This window comes from Leptospira kirschneri serovar Cynopteri str. 3522 CT, assembly GCF_000243695.2.
Taxonomy (GTDB): Bacteria; Spirochaetota; Leptospiria; order Leptospirales; family Leptospiraceae; genus Leptospira; species Leptospira kirschneri.
This window is the reverse complement of record NZ_AHMN02000010.1, coordinates 1-21,101: the sequence shown is the minus strand read 5'-3', so window position 1 is coordinate 21,101 and position 21,101 is coordinate 1. Positions and strand designations below refer to the sequence as shown.

Here is a 21,101-nt window from a genome sequence, read left to right as displayed (position 1 = left end):
GTTCAAAACTCTACTTTATGAAAACATCAGACTTCAAAAAGATCAATTGGAAATTATATCCCCAAAACCCAATTCTCAAAAGCCCGCGTTTTACACCTTTAATCGCAGATCCTTCGTTACTTTTAAACACCGAATCTCCGGATGGGAAATTTCATCTTTTTTGTCATACTCTTTTTGGAATACATAGATATGAATCCGAAGATGGGTTTAAGTGGGATTCGGGTAGACTTTTATTCCGACACGGAATGAGATCTTTTATATATAAAGAAAATAATATATTCTATTTATTGTATGAACGCTATACCCCGTTCCAAATCATCTTTTCTTGGTTTTCATTTTGGAAATGGAACTCACATATCGAAATACGCACTTCAAAGGATCTAAAAACCTGGTCCTCCCCAAAAAAGATTTTAGAACCTTCCTTAAATTGGCACGTGCATACACGTTACGGTAAATCGATCGGAAATCCTTGTATCGTGAAAATAGAAAACAAATATAGACTTTATTACAGCGCGTCTCTCAGTTTAATTCCAGATTGTGGATTTTGTGAACCTACTTATATCGGCGTTGCTGAATCGAATGAAATTTTGGGGCCCTACATATCTTTAAAGAACCCTTTAATCTTTCCTGATACTTCCAATCGCAACTTAGCCTCTGGATCCATTAAAGTTTTAAAAACAGAAAATGGTTTTGTAGGCTTTGAAAACTGTATCTATCAAGATACTAACGGTCGTTCCGGTTCTTCGATTTATCTTTTAAATTCTTTCGATGGAATTGAATGGGATTTTCTTTCTCAAGAACCGATCCTTTCTCCTTCAAGCGGTTGGATGAAGAGCCATATTTATGCTATGGATGTTAAGTTTCATCCAATAGAAAAAAAATGGTTTCTATACTTCAATGCTAGAAACGACTGGCACCGGACCAAAGGCAAAGAAAAAATCGGTTTGTTAATCGGAGAAATCGAATCAACATTTTAAAACGTGAGTCAGTATTTTTAGATCGTATCCTGAAATCGTTCATCGAATCGGCTTTCATTTCCTATATAATAAAAATTATATATACTCTTACAGAATACATTCAAACAAATAGTCCGTCTAAAGATCTTTGTTTTACCTACAAGAAATTTTACCAAAGATACAGAAATTCTCAAAAATTAAGTCTGATCCAAAATTATTAGCTTTTTTGTGTGAGATCCCACATTTTAAGTTTTGAAATAAACTCAGAATAATATTATTTTCATGTGTCTAAAGTAGTAAACTTTTACCATTTCTCCGACTACTGTAAATTTTCCATAATGTAAAATGGGGGCGAATCCAACCTTTGCAAGCAAAGGCTGGACCAGGCTCTTAGCTCTGGTCAAGTTATTGTGAAATTCCAGAACTAGATTCAGTTTTTATAAAATACCAATACTTGATCCTGTCGAGCGACCGTAGAAGCGAGACGCTGAGTTTCCAACGCTTTCGTAAAAAGCGTTTTGCTGAGTTCAGGGAGTGAGACGCTGAGTTACTTCGAGCAACCCAGGAAGCTCAGCGAATACCTCTCTAAGGATCGGCATTCAGGGAGCGATGCATTGAGTTTAAGGAAAGCGTTGTGCTTTAGTTCATTCACCGATCCCTTTCGCATTGGTTATATACCAAATTCATACTGACTTAGAATATAAAATCGACTACTTTCCGAGAATAAAAATCCAGTATTACACAAAGGTAAATCCAACCAAAGAAAAATCTTAAAAAGTAATATCTGAAACCCAGATCCGATTCTTCTTATTCGGTTTGAAATTCCGTTAAATTAAGCCAGGAGAGACTCGATTCTTATGATTAGAATTGTAGTATTTAAATGTGGGAACTATTACAATTTAGAGAATAGAAGTTTATACTACTCCGACGCATAAATAGAATACTTGTGTTAGATTGTTTCAAAAATTTGAATGTTTTGGGTCTTACTCTAAAATGCCGTAAATCCCGAATTTGCAGTATTTTCTAAGTACCGCTATTTTTTTCGCAAATTCAGTCGTTAATAACCATAACCAACCCCACAAGTTGAATAGGATTTTAGAATCAGAAGGCTCAAAAACGCACATTTTTCAAGTGTTCCGACAAGAATGAGTCTTTTTACTTGCAAAAAGCATGTTTTTCTGATAGAGAAAAGTCTTCCGAATTTCTCCACCTGAATTGCGACCCATGGGAAGCAATTCATTGAGTTACCCCCACCCAAAAATAAGGGTGGGAACTCAGTTTTACAGAGGATTTGTCGTAATTCCCACAAGATTTAATATTGAAATCTAAATACTTGTGGGGTTGGTTATGGTTAATAACTTGGTACTATTTTCATGAGTCCGAGTAGTTCTGTCGTATTCAAGCCAGGAACTACCACAAAATTTAGGTTTGTCTGTAAAATGATGTGGGAACTCTCACAAAATCACGATGTTACAAGCAAATTCAAAACTGTAGGAACTCATACTTTTAGAAAAGTCTTTCTCAACCAAACTCAAGTTAAATAACGTGAGCTCGGCATAAGGAATCTGTTCCCTAAAATTTTGTTTTACCGCGAAAAAATGGATGTAGGAACTCTCACAAAATCACGATGTTACAAACAAATTCTAAAATTGTAGGAACTCATACTTTTAGAGAAGTCTTTCTCAACCGAACTCACGTTATTTAAGATAGAAACAAATTTTATATTTATAATTTTATAAATTCTTTTATAGTCTTACAACTTAAAAGCAGAACTTTTTACACTTTTGTGAAAAATATCCAAACAAATTCTGTTAATTGAGCTAATTTGACGATGAAACATAAAATTTTATCGTCGCCCAATTAGGAGAAATCAATGACACGATTTTTATTGCTATGGCTTAGCATCATTTTACTGTTAGGCGGTTGTACAAACGAAAAAGAAGGTGGAGAATCCGACTTAGCACTTCTATCCGGAGTTATCGACCCAACGAATTTGAATATATCTAATCCAAATAAAAATGATTCTCTGAGTCTAACCATTCGAATACCTCTCTATGTAGATAAGGTTGTCGGAAATGATAGCTGGCCTGGATCTAAGGATGCACCACTTCGAACACTTACCAAAGCGATTGCTTTGGCAGGAAATAGACACGACGTCCATGTTGCACCAGGTGAATACTCTGAACAAACTGGAGAAAAATTTCCAATTCGAATTCCGGATGGAGCCACTCTGATTGGGGATGAATTAGGAAAAGGATTAGGTTTCGTCCTATTTTATGATAAATCAGGAAACCATCCAGTTCCAAAACCGACTACAATTCAATTTCATGCAGATGATCTTAAAGAAATAATCCTACTCGGAGAAAACTCTACCATAGCCGGATTCAATTTACAGAACCCAATCGCTTTGAGAGCATACGGTTCTAAAGTTAGAAACAATACGATCTCTCAAGGAATTGGAATCTTTCCTGCAAATATATCTAACGTGCCATCAGGAGGACATACCATAAGCGGAAATTTTATCGGCTCCAAAAATGCACCTAACTATAACTATGGGGTAGGTATCTTTGTAGATACAACTACTTACGAAAATAAAATAGAAAATAATGTAATTTATCGAAATCGGTACGGAGTTGTGATTCGTCCATTAGGTAAAGCGGATTTAGGTGGAGGTTCTCAAAAAAGCGTTGGAAATAATACTATCTCTTGTAGTTTGGAAATGGACTTAACGTTTCTATTTGATACAAACAGACGGCTTTATGCGCAAAATATCAAATTGGATCACAATCCTCCGACTTATGAAGCCTCACAATATTTCCCAAAAGGAGTTGATATATACAGACCGGGACCTTACGGAACCATAGATATATCTGGATATTCTTTGGCTTCAAATCCTTGCGATTAATAAGTATTAGGCGATACTAATATCAATAAGACGACCTTTCTAAAACGAGAAGGGTCGTTCTTTAAATTTACAATAGAGTTGTTGAAAATTCCATAATGAAGATTCGCAAAATTGCTTCAATTGTCCATTTCAATTCAACAGAAACAAATCAAGAATTAATTTTTCAACAACTCTAATATCTCTAATATTCAGAAAACATAATTCACACAAAATTAGAACACTGCCAAACTATCATTCTTTAAGAATTGTTTACCAACAAAAGTGAAAAGTATCGAATGTTTAAATCGTTGTATGAGATAAGAGTAAAATAATCCGTTAAATATTTCATATCCTCATTTAATCCTAAAATTCTAAACAGCTTTATATAAAATCAAAATATGTTAAAACTGGATTTCGCAAATTGAGCCTAAAAAATAAATTAAATCCAATTTCGTGGATATTGTAGGACATCAGGTAGCGCCAAATCCTTGTGAGAGATAATCCCCAGAAAACATTATTAAAAAAGACTAATATAACGTGAATTCCATGTAAGGAGATCTGGGCGAATCCGGCTTGCCACAGGCAGCCGGACCGGGCTCTCGCTCTGGTCAATAAATTGTATATAGGAAACTTTATATAACATATTCATCTTTACTTTCAATTTATTGACCCCGCATCGATCCCTTTCGCGTCATACTGAGCTCACGTTACTGATCTCTATAAAATTAAGTACCGTTAATTCTATCACAAAACGCTGATTCTATGTAAAATATTAGGTACTTTATTATATAGTTATGAGTAATATATTCAACTTGGTTTTTGATTTTTTCATGAGCCACGAATTATATCAGAGCTTGTTCCAAAACCTCAAAGAAAATTTCACACAATAATTCTTTAGGAATTTTTAATCAAATGTAGTAGCTACTACATTTTTGTGGAACTCAATGCATCGCTTCTATGGTCGGTGGAAACTCAGCGTCTCGCTTCTATGGGCGCTCGACAGGTCACATTTGGCAATTTGCGAACTTTCAAGCAGTTCTAATGTCATTAAATTTCCGTAGTTAGTTACCACATTTTGCGGTTTTGGGGCAAACGCATAATAAAAACAACACCTAACAGATATATTATCCAGCCCTATCTAAAACTTATTCCTCTAATATAAGACTATTCGTATAAAGCCTATAACCGTTCCAAATCCGATCCAAAGGATATGCTTCTTTAACTGCGTCTAATGCCTCTTGAAAACGGATATAAAGAGGAACCTTGGCCACGCTCCGTTTTGTAAAACGTTTCAAAAAGTCAACGTGGGCCGTATCTGTCTGCTCTCCAATAAAAATCACACCAGGACTTTGAAAATTCTGAGAGATCCAATAAAAAGAGTCCCTATAATTTAGAATATCATAATATTCATCATCTAAAAAAGAAGAGGTAAAAATCCAATTCCCTTTTTTCGGAGAGTCATAAGAATCAGAGAGCGCCTTTCCGCCTAAACTTAAATGTACCTGATCAACGATTTCTAAAGGGTCCTGTAAAATATAAAGACGACTTTTAGAATCGGAACCTAACTTACCGGAACCCGCCTCAAAAACCTCGAGTTCTTTTAGAGACTTCTTCCAACTTTCTGAAAGTTTAGAATTTTCTAAAAATTGAATTCGATACTCCGGATTAAATTCTTCCTTTGTGGAAACGACTGGATTGGAAACTAAAGACTGAGGATCATTTACCAGATAAAATTTATCTTCGGTTCTTGGAACCAAAGGAATCCTAAAATGATACGAACTCAGATAAAGATAAGTAAGTTTATTTTTTGCAAGTTTAACGTTTCTTCTATATTCGTTTTCAAGTTCTTCTCTAAGTAGAACCTCGTAACCACCTTTCGCCGCCTCTTCTAAATATTGAAACAAAGATGCCCTGAGTTTACGATTATCCTTAAACGCAAGATCTCCTTTGGATTTTCCTTTTAAAAAACGGATATAAAAGGTCTCAAGTCCTAAATCCATCACGGCAAGAAATTCCTGATCCACTGGAAGTTTTTCTTTGAGTTTATCAGAGACGGAAACAAAAACAGGAATGTCCTTATAATCGGGAACGGAATTTAATACCACGGGTCGAGTAAGAGATAAAAGATCTTTTGCCAAAACTAAATCAAAGAATACTTCTGAATTGTTTTTCTTAAAACAAAGTTTTTGCAAATATACGATCCAATCCAAAAGTTCCATTCTCTCCTTAGAACTAAAACGATTTCCACGTTTGGATCTGATCGTAGAATTTAGAAATTCGATAAACTCGTTCGGAGACTTAGAAGCCGCACTTTCGTAGAGCAAAAGCCATTCGTTTTTTTCGCCTCCTTCTGCAATCTTACCCAAATGAAATAACAATTTACTATTTAGAATATTCTTATCTTTGAATATACTTTTGGACTCCGTTTTATAGCGGGAACCAATTTTATCCATCCAATCCTTACTTTTAGATAACTCCCCCCTGGAAAACAAGGCTTGAGAATAACCAAGTACCATACGCAGAGCCCTGGACTTTGCTCCGGTATTCCACTCGTATTCCACCAAGGATTCGGCGAGTAAATCCAATTCTTCGTTTTCTTGAAACGGAACGGAATATAAAATCAAATGATACAAAAGACTTCTTTCTTCCGCATCCAAAGACTCGAACAACTTAGAAGAATTTCCGTAAACCTCCGAATAAAGAGAATATGGAGAAAACCAAGCTCCCGTAATTTCCCTTCTCCAATTTTGGAATAACCTTTCTCTAAATTTTCCAGTGTCTTCTTCGGCTTCTTTTTCCTTTAGAATTCTAAGTGCTTCCTTCCAGTTTCCCGAAAGAATCAAATATAATTCTTCTTTTCTGCGGATCTGATTTTTAGAAAGTGCGTTTCCTTGTAAAAAATATTTTTGAGCGTACAATCCTTGAAGGATTTCTTCCACAGTTCTTATTTCGTCCGGATCGTTAGTAAATTCAAGCGCGAGTTTACCGGCAAATTCACCCACTTCTGGCTCGTAATTGATTCTTGCAATTTTTAGAATATTCTTATAATATAAATAAGGATCGTAAAAAGAAAAAATAGTTTTATCGGAAACTTTTAAAGATAAAGGTTCTACGGAAACACCGCTCTTCAATAAATGTAAAGTTTTTAAAAGATTTTTTTTCTGAAGATCGATTATATCTTCGAAAGAATAAGAACTACAATCGGAAAGATTTTTATCTAAATAACAGTTCAAAAGCGCCGAAAATAAAATCGAATCTTTTACGGTTTTCGACTTTGTATCCTGTAAAAGATCGCCGTAAATTTCTTCCATCGTAGTTTCCGGAGAAAGTTTCCACTTGAGACGAAGAACATCCAATTCCCCGGACAAAAATACATCCTCCGTTTTTAAAAAGGACCGATACGAAAAAGCGTGTGTATATGCCTCTCTTACGTTGTTTTTCCTTTCGTTTTCCCTCGCCAACAAACGCAGATTTTCCAAAGACACAGGTGCATCTTTTTTTCTTAATATACTGGAACCCAAAAATAAACTTCCAGAATTTTCCCCTAAAAACACGTTCTCGGGAAAGACGGTGCCACAAGAGTCATTCACATTACAAATTATAACATTACGAATTCCTGATGCGCTTAGCACCTCGTACAGTTCTGAAATTTTTCCAAGATGCGGTTTTGTTTGTTCGTAAAAAAGCGCCGAAGAAATTTCATTTTGATTGTGAAAAAGATCCCGAACCGCAAGTTTTTTTTCGGATAAACTCTCACCGAAAGAATTATCTTCATTTATATTTGGAAACGGAGATACGAGCATATCCGTATCTAAATGTATAGAAAATACCTGGTTCGGAGCGATCTTTTTTACAGAAAGAGAAGATTTAAAATTAGGTGATCCTTCTACAATCGCAACGTTACGCGCCTTTCTCCGGTCTTTTTCTCGGATCGGTTTCAAATGAGAAGGTCTAAAAACCAAAGAAAATTTTTTCGGAAGAAAGTTTCGAATTTTCTCGAAGTCTATATGATCTCCGAGCTGAACAAACCAAACTTTTTTGGAAACAAAAGGAATTTTTCCAGAGTTGGAAATCCGACTCAAAACGTCTTCCAACTTTCCGGTGTGATCTAAGTATTCTTCCGAGGACGAGGTTGCTCGATAGATTCTTATCTTATCTTCCGAGGACTCGATTCTAAGATAACCTTCATTTACATTTAACAAAGAAGTTGTAGAAGGTTCCTCGATAAATATTCCCAAATAACCATCCAAGTCCTGGTTTGTACGACTGATAGTCCCCAGTTCTTTTTCTAAATCCTTAGAAAGTTGAACGTAGTTTTTAAGTAAACTTTCAGACTTTTCCTTTTTTTCCAAAACGTTTTGAATCGCCGAATAGTAAAATTTCTGTTTTCTGACTAAGTTCTGTAATTTTGTTATGTTTTCCGTAAAATTTGGATCTTCCGATTCGTGCGGAATTTTAATAAACTGACGATAGAGTTTTAATTTATGGAGTCGGTCCAAACTCTTAAATCCGTCCAAAAATTTTCCGGATTGAAAGTTGAGCTCGGATTGAATTTTAAAAAGTTTATATATTATAAAATACTTAATCTCGTTTATTAAATGAGGATGAGACAATAAAAGAGCACTAGCCCTGTCGATTTTTTCCTTGGCTTTGGAATCGTTTTTTTCCTTTCTAAAAATCTCCGCTTGAGTCACCAATGCCTCGATCCATTCTTGAATATAATAAAATTCGTTTGCGGTTTCGGATGCGAGTTCTAAAGCAGAGATCGCTTTTTGTGAATCCTCCAATCGAACGTAAAGATTAGCTCTGCTGATCGAATAGGAAAGTCTCTCTTTTCGAGAATACGGATCATCCGCCAGCCCCACTACTTCCTTAGGAACCAAGGACGGATTTTCCAAAAGTCCCGCGGACCTTCCAAAAAATTCAAAAGCGGAAACTACGTCCCCCATTCTAGAAAATTGTTCCCCCTGATAGTAATAGATCAGGGCCAAAGTAGGATCGTGATCCGAAAAAGAATTATAAAACTTTAATATACATTTTTTAGTCTCGGAATGTATCAACTCTTCTTGATACCGTACATCTCCCAAACAAACTTTTATAAAATCAGATTTAGAGGAAAGAAGACGTTCCGCGGCGGAACGTAAAGTTTTCAATTCAAGTTCCGGATCTTCGTTTGTATTTTCTAAATGACCAAAGTAGGAATAAAGTCTTCTTTTAAAAGAAGTTCTAGCTTTAGCCGCAAATCCTTTTTCGGTTTCAAATTTTTCGGCCTGTTCATAAACATCGATGGCGGTTTGAAATTCGTCCCTTTTAAAATGTAAATACCCTAAATCGTTTAAAGAATTGGCTCCAATCAAAGAACCGGCTAACGTGGCCCCCAGGCCCTTAGATTTCACATAAGCAAGCCTGGAATTAATTTCTTCAATAGCTCCTTCTATTTCCATCGACGCGATTAAATTATTTACTCGGATTCCACTGGTCATCAAAGGTTGAAACTTAGGAGAAATAGCTTCCGGAAATCTTCCTTCTCCAGAAATACGAACTCCATCCGGCAGAGCGACTTCCCAGACCCAGTCCCAAAAATAATCCCAAAAAGCGAGTTTAACTCCTTTTGGAATCCAACCAGTTCCAATCCTATCAGCGACGATTTTGTCCGCTTTGGTTAAATGCAATTCTGATAATTTATACTTTCCTAATTTTTGGTAACAAAGCGCCAATCCGTTGTGAAGATTAACCGGATCGATCCATCCATTTTCTCCGTTCAAAGAAAGCGCATCCTTGTAATAAGGAACCGCATTAAAATATTCCCCCGCTTCCATATGTGAAAGACCGGTTAACGTGAATAAAAGAGCGAGTTTGAATTTATACTGTTCTAGTTTTTCCGCGCTATCTTTGCCAACGATTGTTTTTTTAGATTCGTTTCTAAAGTAGATATCAGAAGCCGCTTTTAATTTTTGAATCGCGGATTTATAATCGGCCACATAAATGGAAGACCTAGCAGAGTTAAAAAGAAAGATCGCCTTTTGACGATAATCTTCGAACTGTGTTTTGGAAATAATATAATCTGAAAGTGAATCTACTTTGGAATACTGTTCGTTCGCTTTAGGATAATTTTTCAGTAGAAAATAATTATTTCCAAGATTCAATCTAAGATCGGAAAGGGCTTTTTTATTTTCGAAATTATCTCCTAAAAGTTCCAGAACCTGGCTGTATAATTCTATGTTTTCTTCGAAGTTTTTTTCAGGAAAATATTTTTCATAAACGTTTATATACTTTTCTTCGTCATTGGGTTGATCTTCCTCGGATTTCCTATTTTTTAATATATCCACATACTGATACATCCAACCTAAAAGTTGATAAGCCTCGTAATATCTCGGGTCCGCAAAGATAATCCATCGTAATTCATATTCAGCTTGTTTAAAATCTCTGAGGATCTCTTCTTTTTTAGAAGAGGTCATCGATTTAGTAGAATTGTAATACGTTTCACGAATCACACTTCGGTTGATCAGATAATACGAATAACCGTATAACGTAGCCAGATCCAAAACGGGTCTGGCCCTAGGAACGGCCTCTTTATAGTATTGATTGATATAAACAAGTCCTTCCTCCGCAAGCGGATCGACCTTAGCAATATCAATCACGTCTAGTTGATTCAAAACGGCTTTTTTTCTTTCTTCGCTTAAGGAACCGGACAACTTAAATACCGCGTCCACCATCATCCTTTGATAATAAACCGCAAATTCCTTATAAAGACTTTCCAGAAATAGGTTTCTGCTTTTTACTAAAAACATATTTTCGGTATTGTAAAAATAATGAAACGCAGCGTCTTGAAGGTTTCCTCTTCGATCGTGATCCCTAGCTTTGTTTTCAAAATAGATAAAAGAACGTTCTATTTCTTTTTCTTCCAAGTCTACGCCTAAAAGAGGATCGTATTTTTCTAAGTAGATCCTAAGTTCATCAAAAGATTTTTGAACCTCTCCTAGTCCTTTAAAATTATTTGATTTTAGAAGATGTACTTTTAAAAAAAGAGGATCACTTGTTACAACCTTGGATAAAAACGTATTCAATAAAGAATTACTTTCTTCGAAAGAACCTTTTCCGTTTAGACCTAGAGATTTAATATATAAGAAATATTGAAACAACCTAGGAGATTTATTTTCAAGGGAATTAGATTCGATCGAAATTTCTGCGGCATTTATTTTTTCCGAAAAACTTTTTCCAACAACCACTTCCTCATCAATCCGTTCGTATAAAAGTTTTAAGTCCTCTTTTCGCGCGTTAGGATCGTTTGCCACACTGAAAAACGGTTCTGGAATTTTATAACGATGTAGATGGGTATTTTTATACTGTAGATCTCCCGACTTTCGATAAACGTCCCGAATCCGATAATAATCCGGATAATGAATTATAATTTCATCATATACTTTTAAAGAATGTTGAAAATCCCCCGATTTTCGAACCAGATCCCCCTCTTCCTCTAAAAGAGAAGCCAATAAATTTTTTCCGGTATCTGAAACGGTTCGAATTTGTTCGTAGTATTTCCTCAACTCTTGAATGGAAACGGTAAGTTTTTTTTCATTGGAAAGAAATAAACCGTAGGCCAATCCATAAACCGGGTTTAAACGGGAAGACAAAATTTCTTTTTTTGCGTTTTCTGCAATTGTAGTTCTTCCGGAGTTTTTTGCCTCTTCATATTTTAAAAGTAGGGCTTTGGAGGCAATCAAAGGATAAATCGGATCTTGCGAAAAATAAAATTCGATCGCGTCTATCGCCAAAAGAAAATCCTCAAAACTCTGTTTTTCCTTGTATTTCAATGCGAGTTCGTATTGGGAAATGATGTCTTTCTCCTTGGATACGGAACCTGACGCTGGAATAAAATAAATATTTAGAGTATTATAATATGCTGCAGTAAATAAAATAGAACCGCCGTTAAACGAAGAAAATCTAGAATCGAACAAAGAGTCGTTACCAGACGTCAACCTGCGAACCGCGCCAGTTTCCAGATCCTTTCTTACAATCAGACTATTGTCTCTTTCGTCCAAACGGCTATTTCGATTTGTATCGTTTTGAATCGAAGTATAATACAAATACCGTTTATCCTCCGAAAGAGACGGAGAAAAATTTAAGTAAGAATCCTTGGTGAGTCTTTCGTTTTTACCGGAAGAAAGATCCAGAAGATACACGTCTCCAAAAACCCCATCCTGATACGAAATATAAACGATCGATTTACCGTCTCTGGACCAAAACGGAGAAGCTCCCCCTTTTTGAGTCAGCAATTTCATTGGTTCCTTACCTTCCGTATCCAAAACGACTAAATTCTGTATTCCCGGTGTTAGGCGATCAGTAGAAAACACCAAATGACGTCCATCCGGCGCAAAAAAAGGGTCCGTATCTACGTAAGAATCCCTTTTACCGGCATCAGAATAATTAGAATTTGTTAATATTATAAAGTTTGAATTTATAAACCTTTTTCCCTGAAGAATTTTTTCCGCCCACAAACTAGGATTCATCTCGAGTAAAATCAAATCTCCAGAAGAATCGTATTGTTCTGACACGAAAACCAACTTTTTTCCGTCCGGACTGATTGCAGGTTTATATTCAGGAGCGGGATGAGTGGTAACCGGAACCGTAATCGAACTTTTCAAATCTCTAAACCAAATATCGTAGTTCCCCTTTTGACCAGTTGTATAAAAAAGATAACTTCCGTCTGCCGTGGTAGAATTGTATAAATTATTTCCCCTTTGCACAGTAAGAGGAAATGGCTTCTCGTTTTCAGGAGTAAAATAATTTACGGCGATGGAAGTATAATTGAATTCCAAAGGTTTAATTCTGGAAGCCGCTCGAAAGACAGAACAATGATAAAAAAAGAAAAAACTAAAGAAGCAGATTCCAAATCGAATCATAATCTACTCCTTACGAGTCCACTTGCCAGGAGACTTTTCGTAAAATTCCCCTTTTTCCACAAGTCGATACCAAGTCAGTTTTAAATGTTCCGACTTTTCCTTAGAAACGGCTTTAGAGTCGTTTTCAAAACGACCAAAAACCACTTTATTTCTATGTTCATTGGTAAGAGAAATCAAAGATTCAAGTCTGGACTTAATATCCGCCTTAGAAAGTTCGTTTTTAATTCCCGCTTCGGAAGCGGCCGGATTGATTCTAAGTTTACCGTCCAATCCTTCCGCCAAAAAACCTTCCTCTTTCCAGGTTCTAATTTCCGGAGCCAAATAAGCGAGGGCTTTTAAGGACATTAGAATATTCTTATCCCCTAAAGCGTAATTCTCACCCGAAAAATCCTTTTTCCAAACTTCGGCGCCAGCAGAGGAATTTTTGACGGAAGAAATGAGCCAACCGTCTTTTTCCAAGATACGATCCTCTCCGATCATCTGTTTTTCCGCGGCCGTCTGAGTCTGAGTAAACGTAATCAAAGGAGATTTAATGACACAATCCGTCAAAAAAATCCCAGAAATAAAAAATAATAATATTAGAATATTTTGATTTTTCAATTTTATCCCCTTCTCATCGATACGTATCCACTTCGGACCTTGCTCTTTTAAGAAAATTGGCGAGAGGCATTCTCTGTTGAGAAATTTGGCTGTTTTCTAAATTGATGATCGTGTTTAAAACGGAACGTTTAAAACCGATAACCGCGTAGACTAGTCCCTTTGACAACTCCACTTCGATCTTGTCCACGGCATAACTGTTATAGATAAAATCGGTGAATATATTCGAAGGTGTAAAAATATTTACCGCACTTTTTGCAAAATCCTGACCTATTTGAAAAACGCTGAAGAATAGATTTACATTCGGAATTGGGTCCGCCAAATTTCGACCGGAGACGTTTAAATCCGCCTTGATCTTTCCGTCGTCTATCTTGGATCTCCTTTTAGCCGGAAGAAGTTGTTTTAAATCGATGTCCTTTATCTGAACGACAGCGCTATACTCCATCTTTTCCGGATCTCCTCCTCCTACGTTTACGAGTATGTCTTTTCCGTTGACAAGACCGTCCAAAGTAAACACTTTCAAATATTCTAATTTAAGAAAGTTCTCGGAATAATCGATTCTGGCAGACAAACCGGGTTGACCGTTTTTAGGTTTTACGTAGTCGAAAGGGATTCCACTGATAGAAGGATGGGTTCCGATGATTTGTTTGATCGTAAAGTTAGAAGGGGGAATTCTTCCATAAGTGCGAATAAACTTTTCCTTGTTTCCATCGATAAGATTGCGGGTCGTTTTAACAGAAAGATCGTGAACAAACGAAAACTCCGCGTCCAAACCTTCAATCCGATACAATTTACAATCTTCTCCAGGACAAAACTCGTTCGCATAACCGAAGTTAGAGTTTTTAGAAATCAAAGTTCCACTTGCAATCGAATTTTTAAGCCGGAAACGAATTGCAAAAAGCCCTTCGAAATTGATTCCCTTAAAAAGATACGTCGGTTTATCCGATCCTAATTGTATATTTCCCTCCAAGTCGGGAATCAGTTCTCCTCCTTCCGAAACCTTTTTCAAAACTCCTTTGGTCACGATTCTAAACTTAGATTGAAAAGCGGTAAGATCAAAATTAGAAAGAGTAATGGAAGAATCTTTTGCTATCTTCAGATTTAAATCCATTCTAAGATCTCTTACCTGAATTCCAGGTAGATCAAATAGAAGTTTACCGGATACAGACTGAGTGCCGTCCAAAATGGAATAGTCCATCCCTCCGGTTAAAATGATCTGATTTCCTAAATTATTTCTGACAGGGACCAGACTTTCCCTAAGAGAAAACGGAAGTGTAGGCGTTAGGCGATCCAACTCCGTTTTGATTATCAAAGAATTTAGATTCATCCTAAATCCTTTTTCCAAACTCAAATTTCCTACGGATGAAATTTTAAGAGATTCCTTTCCTTCCAGACCTTTGGTAGAAATAGAAATAGAATCTAAACGAACCAAATCCGGAACAAACGGTTTTGAAAATTGAATTCTGGATATTAGATCCAGATTTACCGGAATCGGAGACGATTTTCCTCTTCCCATCGGGAAACGAAAACCAGAAAGTTGAACGGCTCCAACTACATTCAAAGAATTGAATATTCCAGCCACATTCATTTTTAAACCCAAAACTCCGTTTAGAGTCTTTACGTAATCTGATAGATTTAGATTTTGAACCGTAAGATCCAAATCCAACCGGGAACCTTTCAGTATGTTTCCGGTCGCCGCCAGTTGAATTCCATTATAATCTACCGACAGTTCCTTCAACGTAAGACTTTCAAGTATAGGAATCGGTTTACTAGCGTTAGGTGTTTCTTGAGTAAACGGATGAAGTATAAAATCAGCTAAAAGTTTGAACTTAGGAATTTTGTGATTTTTCCCACCGATAGAAATCAAAAGATCCTTTGCTCCAATATCCGCTTCCACTTTCAACCGAGTGTCCTTTCCGGAAATGGTAATTGGAGCCAGACTCAACTCTCCGTCCAACTTCATCTTAGGAATCCCCGGAACCGTAGATAAAAAATCGGAAAGTGGTTTTAAACGGATCAAAGACTTTTGGATCCCAAATTGAACGTTTCTTTCTTTGGAGGAAACCCCGGTCATTTCTCCCGCACCAGATAACCAAACGTCTTCGTTTACCTTGAATTCTAAGGTTTCCAGTTTGAGTTTGTCTTCTTTTTCCAAATAACCTAGTTTATATCTGAAACCAAAACCAAAAGGAGCGAGTAATTTATTTTGTACTTTTATAGGAATTGAATCCGCACCTATATCCGCTTGGGATACGAATACTCCTCCTGGAACCTTCCGGGATAATTCTAATCCAAGTCTAAAAGGCTGATCTAACGACTTGGAATTGTCTTCAAAATAGATTCGAACCGTTTTTTCAGGATTCATTCTAAATCGTATAACATCGATTAGTTGAAAAATTCGAACATTCAAAGGAATTTTTCGAAACCGAACCGTATCCAACTCGAAAGCAAGAAAAAATCCTTCCAATCCTGCTTTGTAAGAAGACAAACCCGATTCGGACGAAACGTGTACAAATATATCCTTTAGTTCTAAATTGAGATAAGCGCTAACAGGAAGGATCGTAGATATTTCCTCTAAAGGAGAGGATGACTTGTCCTCTTCCTCGGAAGGTTGAGAAGAGGTAGGAAATAATTTTGACAGATTCCATTCTCCACCTTTTTGTCTGAGATCTATCTTAAGTCCTACAATAGCGATTTTAGATAACTTAGCTCTTCCCAATAAAATTAAAGGTAGATTGTAGGAAAGTTCCAACTCTTTTATGGAAAGAACCGGACGTTCTTCAAAAGTTGAATCCGATTTTAATACTAAGTCTTCAAACGCAATTCCATAAAAAAGAGAAAATTGAGTTACCGTAAAGTTAGCGGTGCCTCGTATAGAACCCTGCAATACTTTAGAAAGTAAGAACTGTCCCGCATAACGGTTAAAGACAAGTTTGTAAATAATAAATAGACTCAGTAGGAAAAAATAAACTTTTTTATGTTTTTGAAAATGAAGTTTAAATATTTCCACTTACTTTTTTAAAGAGGATCAATTAGTATTCGAAGGATTCAAGTGCTTCTTCGAGCGTCTTATAAATTTCGAAGATGCTCGCAAGTTTTGTAATCTCCATTAGATTTTCAATATCGGAATTTAAATTGGTAAAAACCATTCTACCTTTTAAGCCGTCTATATGTTTGTATATATTCAAAAACATACCTAAACCGGCTGAGTTGATAAAAGGAACTTTTTTCAGATCGATGATAAATTTAGGAACGTCACCTTTGGAAATATATTCTTCTATCTTCTGACCTAACTCGAACTCATTTCCCGCTTTTATCGGCCCTTCAATCTTGATGATGTGGACGTCGTTTTTAGTGGTGACTTTAATTTTCATAACCCTGACTTGGATATTGGATGCAAATATAGTTTAATTTCCTGACAATTTGTAAAGAGAATTTTTCGCGGAGCACTAAAAATGACGACAAAAACCTTTGAATCAATAGTTTGTTAGAAACGCTGGGAATATTTCTGGACAAAAAGTCCACTCCTGTGATTCTTACGGTTACATATTATGGCCGAAAGACCTCCTCTCCTTTCCGTAGTCATTCCAATCTACAACGAAGAAAAAACAATTCCGGAACTTACTAAAAGACTTGAGATCTTAAAAAATCTTTTATCATCTAAACATTCTTTTCGCAAAGAAGATCTAGAAATTCTTTTTGTAAACGACGGTTCGAGAGATGAAAGTTTCGGAGTTCTGAAAAAATTCTGCTCTCAAACACAAGGATATAAACTAGTCAATCTTTCCAGAAACTACGGCCACCAAACTGCGATTACTGCAGGAATCGACACCGCTTTAGGAACTTCCGTAGCAGTGATGGATGGAGATCTACAAGATCCCCCTGAATTTGTATGCGATCTATATTCTAAGTTACTCGAAGGATATGACGTAGTTTATGCAAAACGAAAAAAAAGACAGGGAGAATCTTGGTTTAAACTTTTAACCGCTCACATATTTTATAGAATCCTAAAGGGAATCACTCGGTTCGACATTCCGATCGATACGGGAGATTTCAGAATCATGAGCCGCAGGGTTACGGACGTTCTTTCTTCCATGAGGGAACAACACCGTTATATCCGAGGACTTATCTCTTGGATCGGATTCAAACAGATAGGACTTGAATACGAAAGAGAAGAACGTTTCGAAGGTAGCACCAAATTTTCCGTGGCTAAAATGCTCAAGTTCGCGTTAGACGGAATTACTTCCTTTTCCTCGGCACCCCTTAAACTTTCCTCGTATCTAGGTTTTTTTACCGCTTTTTGCGGAGCAATATACGCGTTATACGTCATTTATCTGAAAATTTTCACTTCCGAAACGATCACTGGTTGGAGTTCCATGATGATCGTAGTACTCATATTAGGTGGAATACAACTTCTCGCGTTAGGTATGATCGGCGAATATTTAAGTAGAGTAAACGACGAATCTAAAAACAGACCTTTATACGTGATCGAAGACGTCTATTCTTCCGATTCTCAAAAACGAAAGACTAAGAAGAGAAAATCCTAGACATTTCCGGATTTTCCCACTCTGGAGCTGAATATGAAAAAATACAAATTCCTAATTCCGGGCATTTTGTTGTGTTTGTTTGCCTTGGGTCTTACATTTTATATGGGATTTCGTCATTGGGAAATTTTCATCAGAACCTGCACTCTGAAGGACATCTTGACTTGGGACGAAAACATTCGCCTAAACGTAGTTTTAGATCAGTATCAAGATTTTAGAGAATTCAGAATTTGGAGGGCTTTTTTTCCATTTTTAGAATCCCCTACTTGGCCCCCTCTTCGTTCTTTATTCTCTCTGATTCTTTTAATCATCCCTGGAGATATGTCGATCACAGAAAAAGATTCTTTGTTGGGCCTCGTCTTTTACGGACTTTGTTTTCCTTCCATTCTTTATATCGTTTATAGAATCACCGGTTCCTTGTGGAAAGCGGGCTTAACTTCCATCTTAACCTTGGCGTTGACTCTTCATACTACGGAAACCCCTTCCTATAGTTTATCCTCTATGTTGGAAACTCAAGGAATGTTTTTTCTATTATGGACTTATTATACTCTTTATAAGGTGTATTCTTATACCTATCCAGATCCGTTTCGTTATCCATTTGAAAAAAAGGAAAAAATCGAATTGTCCGTTTTCCTTTCCCTTTTTGGTTTGTTTTTTACCAAATATCCATACGGGCTTTTATTATTCATCGCAATTTTTTTCTACGAACTCCTTTCAAAAAACAAAGAATATTATAATATTCTAAAATTTTTATTAAATGAAAGATACAAAGGTGCCAGAAGGGTTTTTATAGTATTTGTCGTTCTGCTCGTCCTTTCCCTTCCCGTTTTAAGGGTCACGACAAACATCAACCTGGATCAAAGAAAATTCAAACTCGTAATCTACTACTGCACTGTGTTATTATTCATCGATTTTAATCTTTTTCTCTACTCCAAAAGGGAAGAATGGAGAAAGATCACTCCATCTTCCATCCGAGTATTTTATCTGTATGCGATCGCTCCTTCTTTAGCTTGGATTTTTAGTAATCCGGACAGAGTAATGAGTCTGATCAACGCTCAGATGATCGTAAACGAGTTTGTAAAAAGTTTTATCTTAGCCTTATTTTCCTCTCCTTCTTCCACAATCCCAGTCAGCCACGTTTTCCAGGAACCTTGGGTTTTTCGAATTTTCTTTTTCGGAGTATTTGCTTTAATTTTAATATTCTTCCGAATAAAAAACAAAGGAAACTTTTTTTATTCGATCTCTCAGACATTGAAAGATCCATTAGTCGCGGTTACTAGTATTTTATTTTTGCAATACTTGGTTATAGACGCCACCACTGGTAATAAACAGTTACGCCACGTATTTGCTCCTTTACCCGCTTTGTTTACGATTTTTTCACTTTGGGTTTTCCGTTTTATAGAAGAAGATTCTAAAAAACTAAAATACGCAGCGATCGTGTTCGGAACCATAGTGTTCGTTTGGAGCAGCAGTTTGTATGTAAGAGAAGGCGGATTGTTAAGCGACAGTTTTGAAAAGGTTCAATACTTTTGTCTGAAAGGTTTTAGGACGGATCTATTTCAACCCGCAAAAGATTTAACAGAAAAAATTTCGCCAGATGGAAGATACATCGTATTCAATGGGTTTCATGAAGAATTTAACTTCGATAAAAAAGGCAGATTACTTGCATCCGAAATCGATTTGTTGATGAGAATGAAAACTCTCTCAAAAGGTAAATATAGAAACGATTCAAGACACAAATGGAAATCCTGGGAAGAATTTTCGTCCGCACTTGTAATTACCCCCACTTGTGGTCAAAAAGAAATGATGGATAAGTTTGGAATTCGTTCTGCAGCCGTAGGTAAAAGTACAACTCTTAAAAAAGAATACAAACATCCTTCTGGAAATTTTTGTATGAGAGAATACTCGATACAATGACCCAGGTCAACAATCCACACGATTGATTCGAGAAACTTTTCAGGATAAAAAAGAATCACATTTTTTAAAAATACATTACCGCCAGAAGTGATTCAATTACTAAGATTTAGAAAACTTAGAATCCAGTTTTATTTCAGAAGAACTAAAAATAAGAACAAACCGATCTATTGTTTCAAGTCTGAAAACACAACGAACGTGGAGTCTTCTAATTTAACGTGAGCAGGGCGTAAGAGATTCGTTTTATAAAAACCTGATCTTTCCATAAAAAATAAAATGAGGAACTCCCCAACTCGAGTCACAAAAAATGAATGTTTAAAGATCTGTAATGCGACTTAATCTACCACAAATTTATATTTTAACGTGAGTTCGTAAAGAAATCCATGATTCATTTTTCTGAAAAAAAATTGGAATCTGAACCTGCAGATTTTTTTCTAAAATGTGGGAACTACTACTTTTAGAAAATTCTTTCTTATTTTCTTACACCCTGCTCACGTTAATTTAGGTTCAAATAACTTGTTCGAGTATAAGAAATCCGCTTTATAAAACTTAATTTTTTCGCATAAGCACTAAAATGTGGGAACTACTATAAAAAATTTCGATGATAAAAGGATTCGTTTGAAAGACTGAATCCGTAACGACTTTTTTTCACAAATTTAAATTTTACAGATAAATTTTAAAAATGCAGGAACTCTAATCACTAAGATTGAATATTTAAAAATGTGTAATGCGACGTAATTTGTAGGAGTTATCTCTTCTTTTCAAGTCTTCATTTAATATTTTATAATAAAGCTATGTCTCAAAACCTCGAAAAACATAAACGATAATCCTTTAGAAATTTCTAATCAAATATGGAGTTCTCATAAAAACATCACATCTGAATGTTTGTTGTAGTGATAACATCCCTGACAATGAAATCAAAATTAATAATCTTTAACTATAACTGATATAACGTATAAAACAATTCTTATCTAAATCCTAAAACGCGATCCATAGAGAGCGTTTTACTGAGTTTCAAACGCGATCCATAGAGAGCGTTTTACTGAGTTTCAAACGCGATCCATAGAGAGCCATAACCTTACCCACAAGTTGAATAGGATTTTAGAATAAGAAGGCTCAAAAACGCACATTTTTCAAGTGTTCCGACAAGAATGAGTCTTTTTACTTGCAAAAAGCATGTTTTTCTGATAGAGAAAAGTCTTCCGAATTTCTCCACCTCCGCCCCCACCCAAAAATAAGGCGGGAACTCAGTTTTACAGAGGATTTGTCGTAATTCCCACAGATTTAATATTGAAATCTAAAT

8 protein-coding genes and 2 pseudogenes are annotated in these 21,101 nt (G+C 36.1%); 5 read left to right on the top strand and 5 right to left on the bottom strand.

The genetic code is table 11. From position 1 onward, the window contains the following. The first annotated feature begins 17 nt into the window (after window positions 1-17). Window positions 18-977 (top strand): glycoside hydrolase family protein, encoded by a 960-nt coding sequence (locus LEP1GSC049_RS214305; protein ID WP_016560872.1) that lies wholly within the window; start codon window positions 18-20, stop codon window positions 975-977. A gap of 687 nt (window positions 978-1,664) precedes the next feature. Here the strand turns inward: LEP1GSC049_RS214305 and LEP1GSC049_RS2000000226385 are convergent. Next, window positions 1,665-1,825, bottom strand: a pseudogene (locus LEP1GSC049_RS2000000226385) (IS3 family transposase); the annotation flags it as partial. A gap of 1,004 nt (window positions 1,826-2,829) precedes the next feature. Here LEP1GSC049_RS2000000226385 and LEP1GSC049_RS214310 point away from each other — a divergent pair. Together LEP1GSC049_RS214310 and LEP1GSC049_RS2000000229080 are read left to right on the top strand one after the other, a co-directional pair. Then, on the top strand, window positions 2,830-3,861 hold the full coding sequence (locus LEP1GSC049_RS214310; RefSeq protein WP_004750334.1) for an LIC10774 family surface protein: 1,032 nt from the start codon (window positions 2,830-2,832) through the stop codon (window positions 3,859-3,861). An 85-nt stretch (window positions 3,862-3,946) separates the two neighbouring features. Further along, window positions 3,947-4,126, top strand: a pseudogene (locus tag LEP1GSC049_RS2000000229080) (hypothetical protein); the annotation flags it as partial. Window positions 4,127-4,985: 859 nt separating this feature from the next. Here LEP1GSC049_RS2000000229080 and LEP1GSC049_RS214315 read toward each other — a convergent pair. Genes LEP1GSC049_RS214315 through LEP1GSC049_RS214330 form a run of 4 tightly spaced genes read right to left on the bottom strand, consistent with a single transcriptional unit; the run spans window position 4,986 to window position 16,714 of the window. Next, complete coding sequence (locus tag LEP1GSC049_RS214315) at window positions 4,986-12,743, bottom strand: PD40 domain-containing protein (RefSeq protein ID WP_016560880.1); 7,758 nt, start codon at window positions 12,741-12,743, stop codon at window positions 4,986-4,988. Window positions 12,744-12,746: 3 nt separating this feature from the next. Then, a complete protein-coding gene (locus tag LEP1GSC049_RS214320) occupies window positions 12,747-13,343 on the bottom strand; it encodes a hypothetical protein (RefSeq protein ID WP_004759624.1) in 597 nt (198 codons plus the stop codon). 13 nt (window positions 13,344-13,356) lie between these two features. Then, entirely contained in the window at window positions 13,357-16,350 is a 2,994-nt protein-coding gene (locus tag LEP1GSC049_RS214325; RefSeq protein WP_016560890.1) for an LIC_11026 family protein, read from the bottom strand. Between the two features lie 22 nt (window positions 16,351-16,372). Further along, window positions 16,373-16,714, bottom strand: coding sequence for an STAS domain-containing protein (locus tag LEP1GSC049_RS214330; protein ID WP_000695903.1), 342 nt, complete (start codon window positions 16,712-16,714; stop codon window positions 16,373-16,375). A gap of 177 nt (window positions 16,715-16,891) precedes the next feature. Between LEP1GSC049_RS214330 and LEP1GSC049_RS214335 the strand changes: the two genes are divergently transcribed. Continuing rightward, window positions 16,892-17,887: a glycosyltransferase family 2 protein gene (locus LEP1GSC049_RS214335; protein ID WP_004750398.1), complete on the top strand. Its 996-nt coding sequence runs from the start codon at window positions 16,892-16,894 to the stop codon at window positions 17,885-17,887. A 33-nt stretch (window positions 17,888-17,920) separates the two neighbouring features. Further along, complete coding sequence (locus LEP1GSC049_RS214340; RefSeq protein ID WP_016560891.1) at window positions 17,921-19,801, top strand: hypothetical protein; 1,881 nt, start codon at window positions 17,921-17,923, stop codon at window positions 19,799-19,801. The last annotated feature ends 1,300 nt before the right edge of the window (window positions 19,802-21,101 follow it).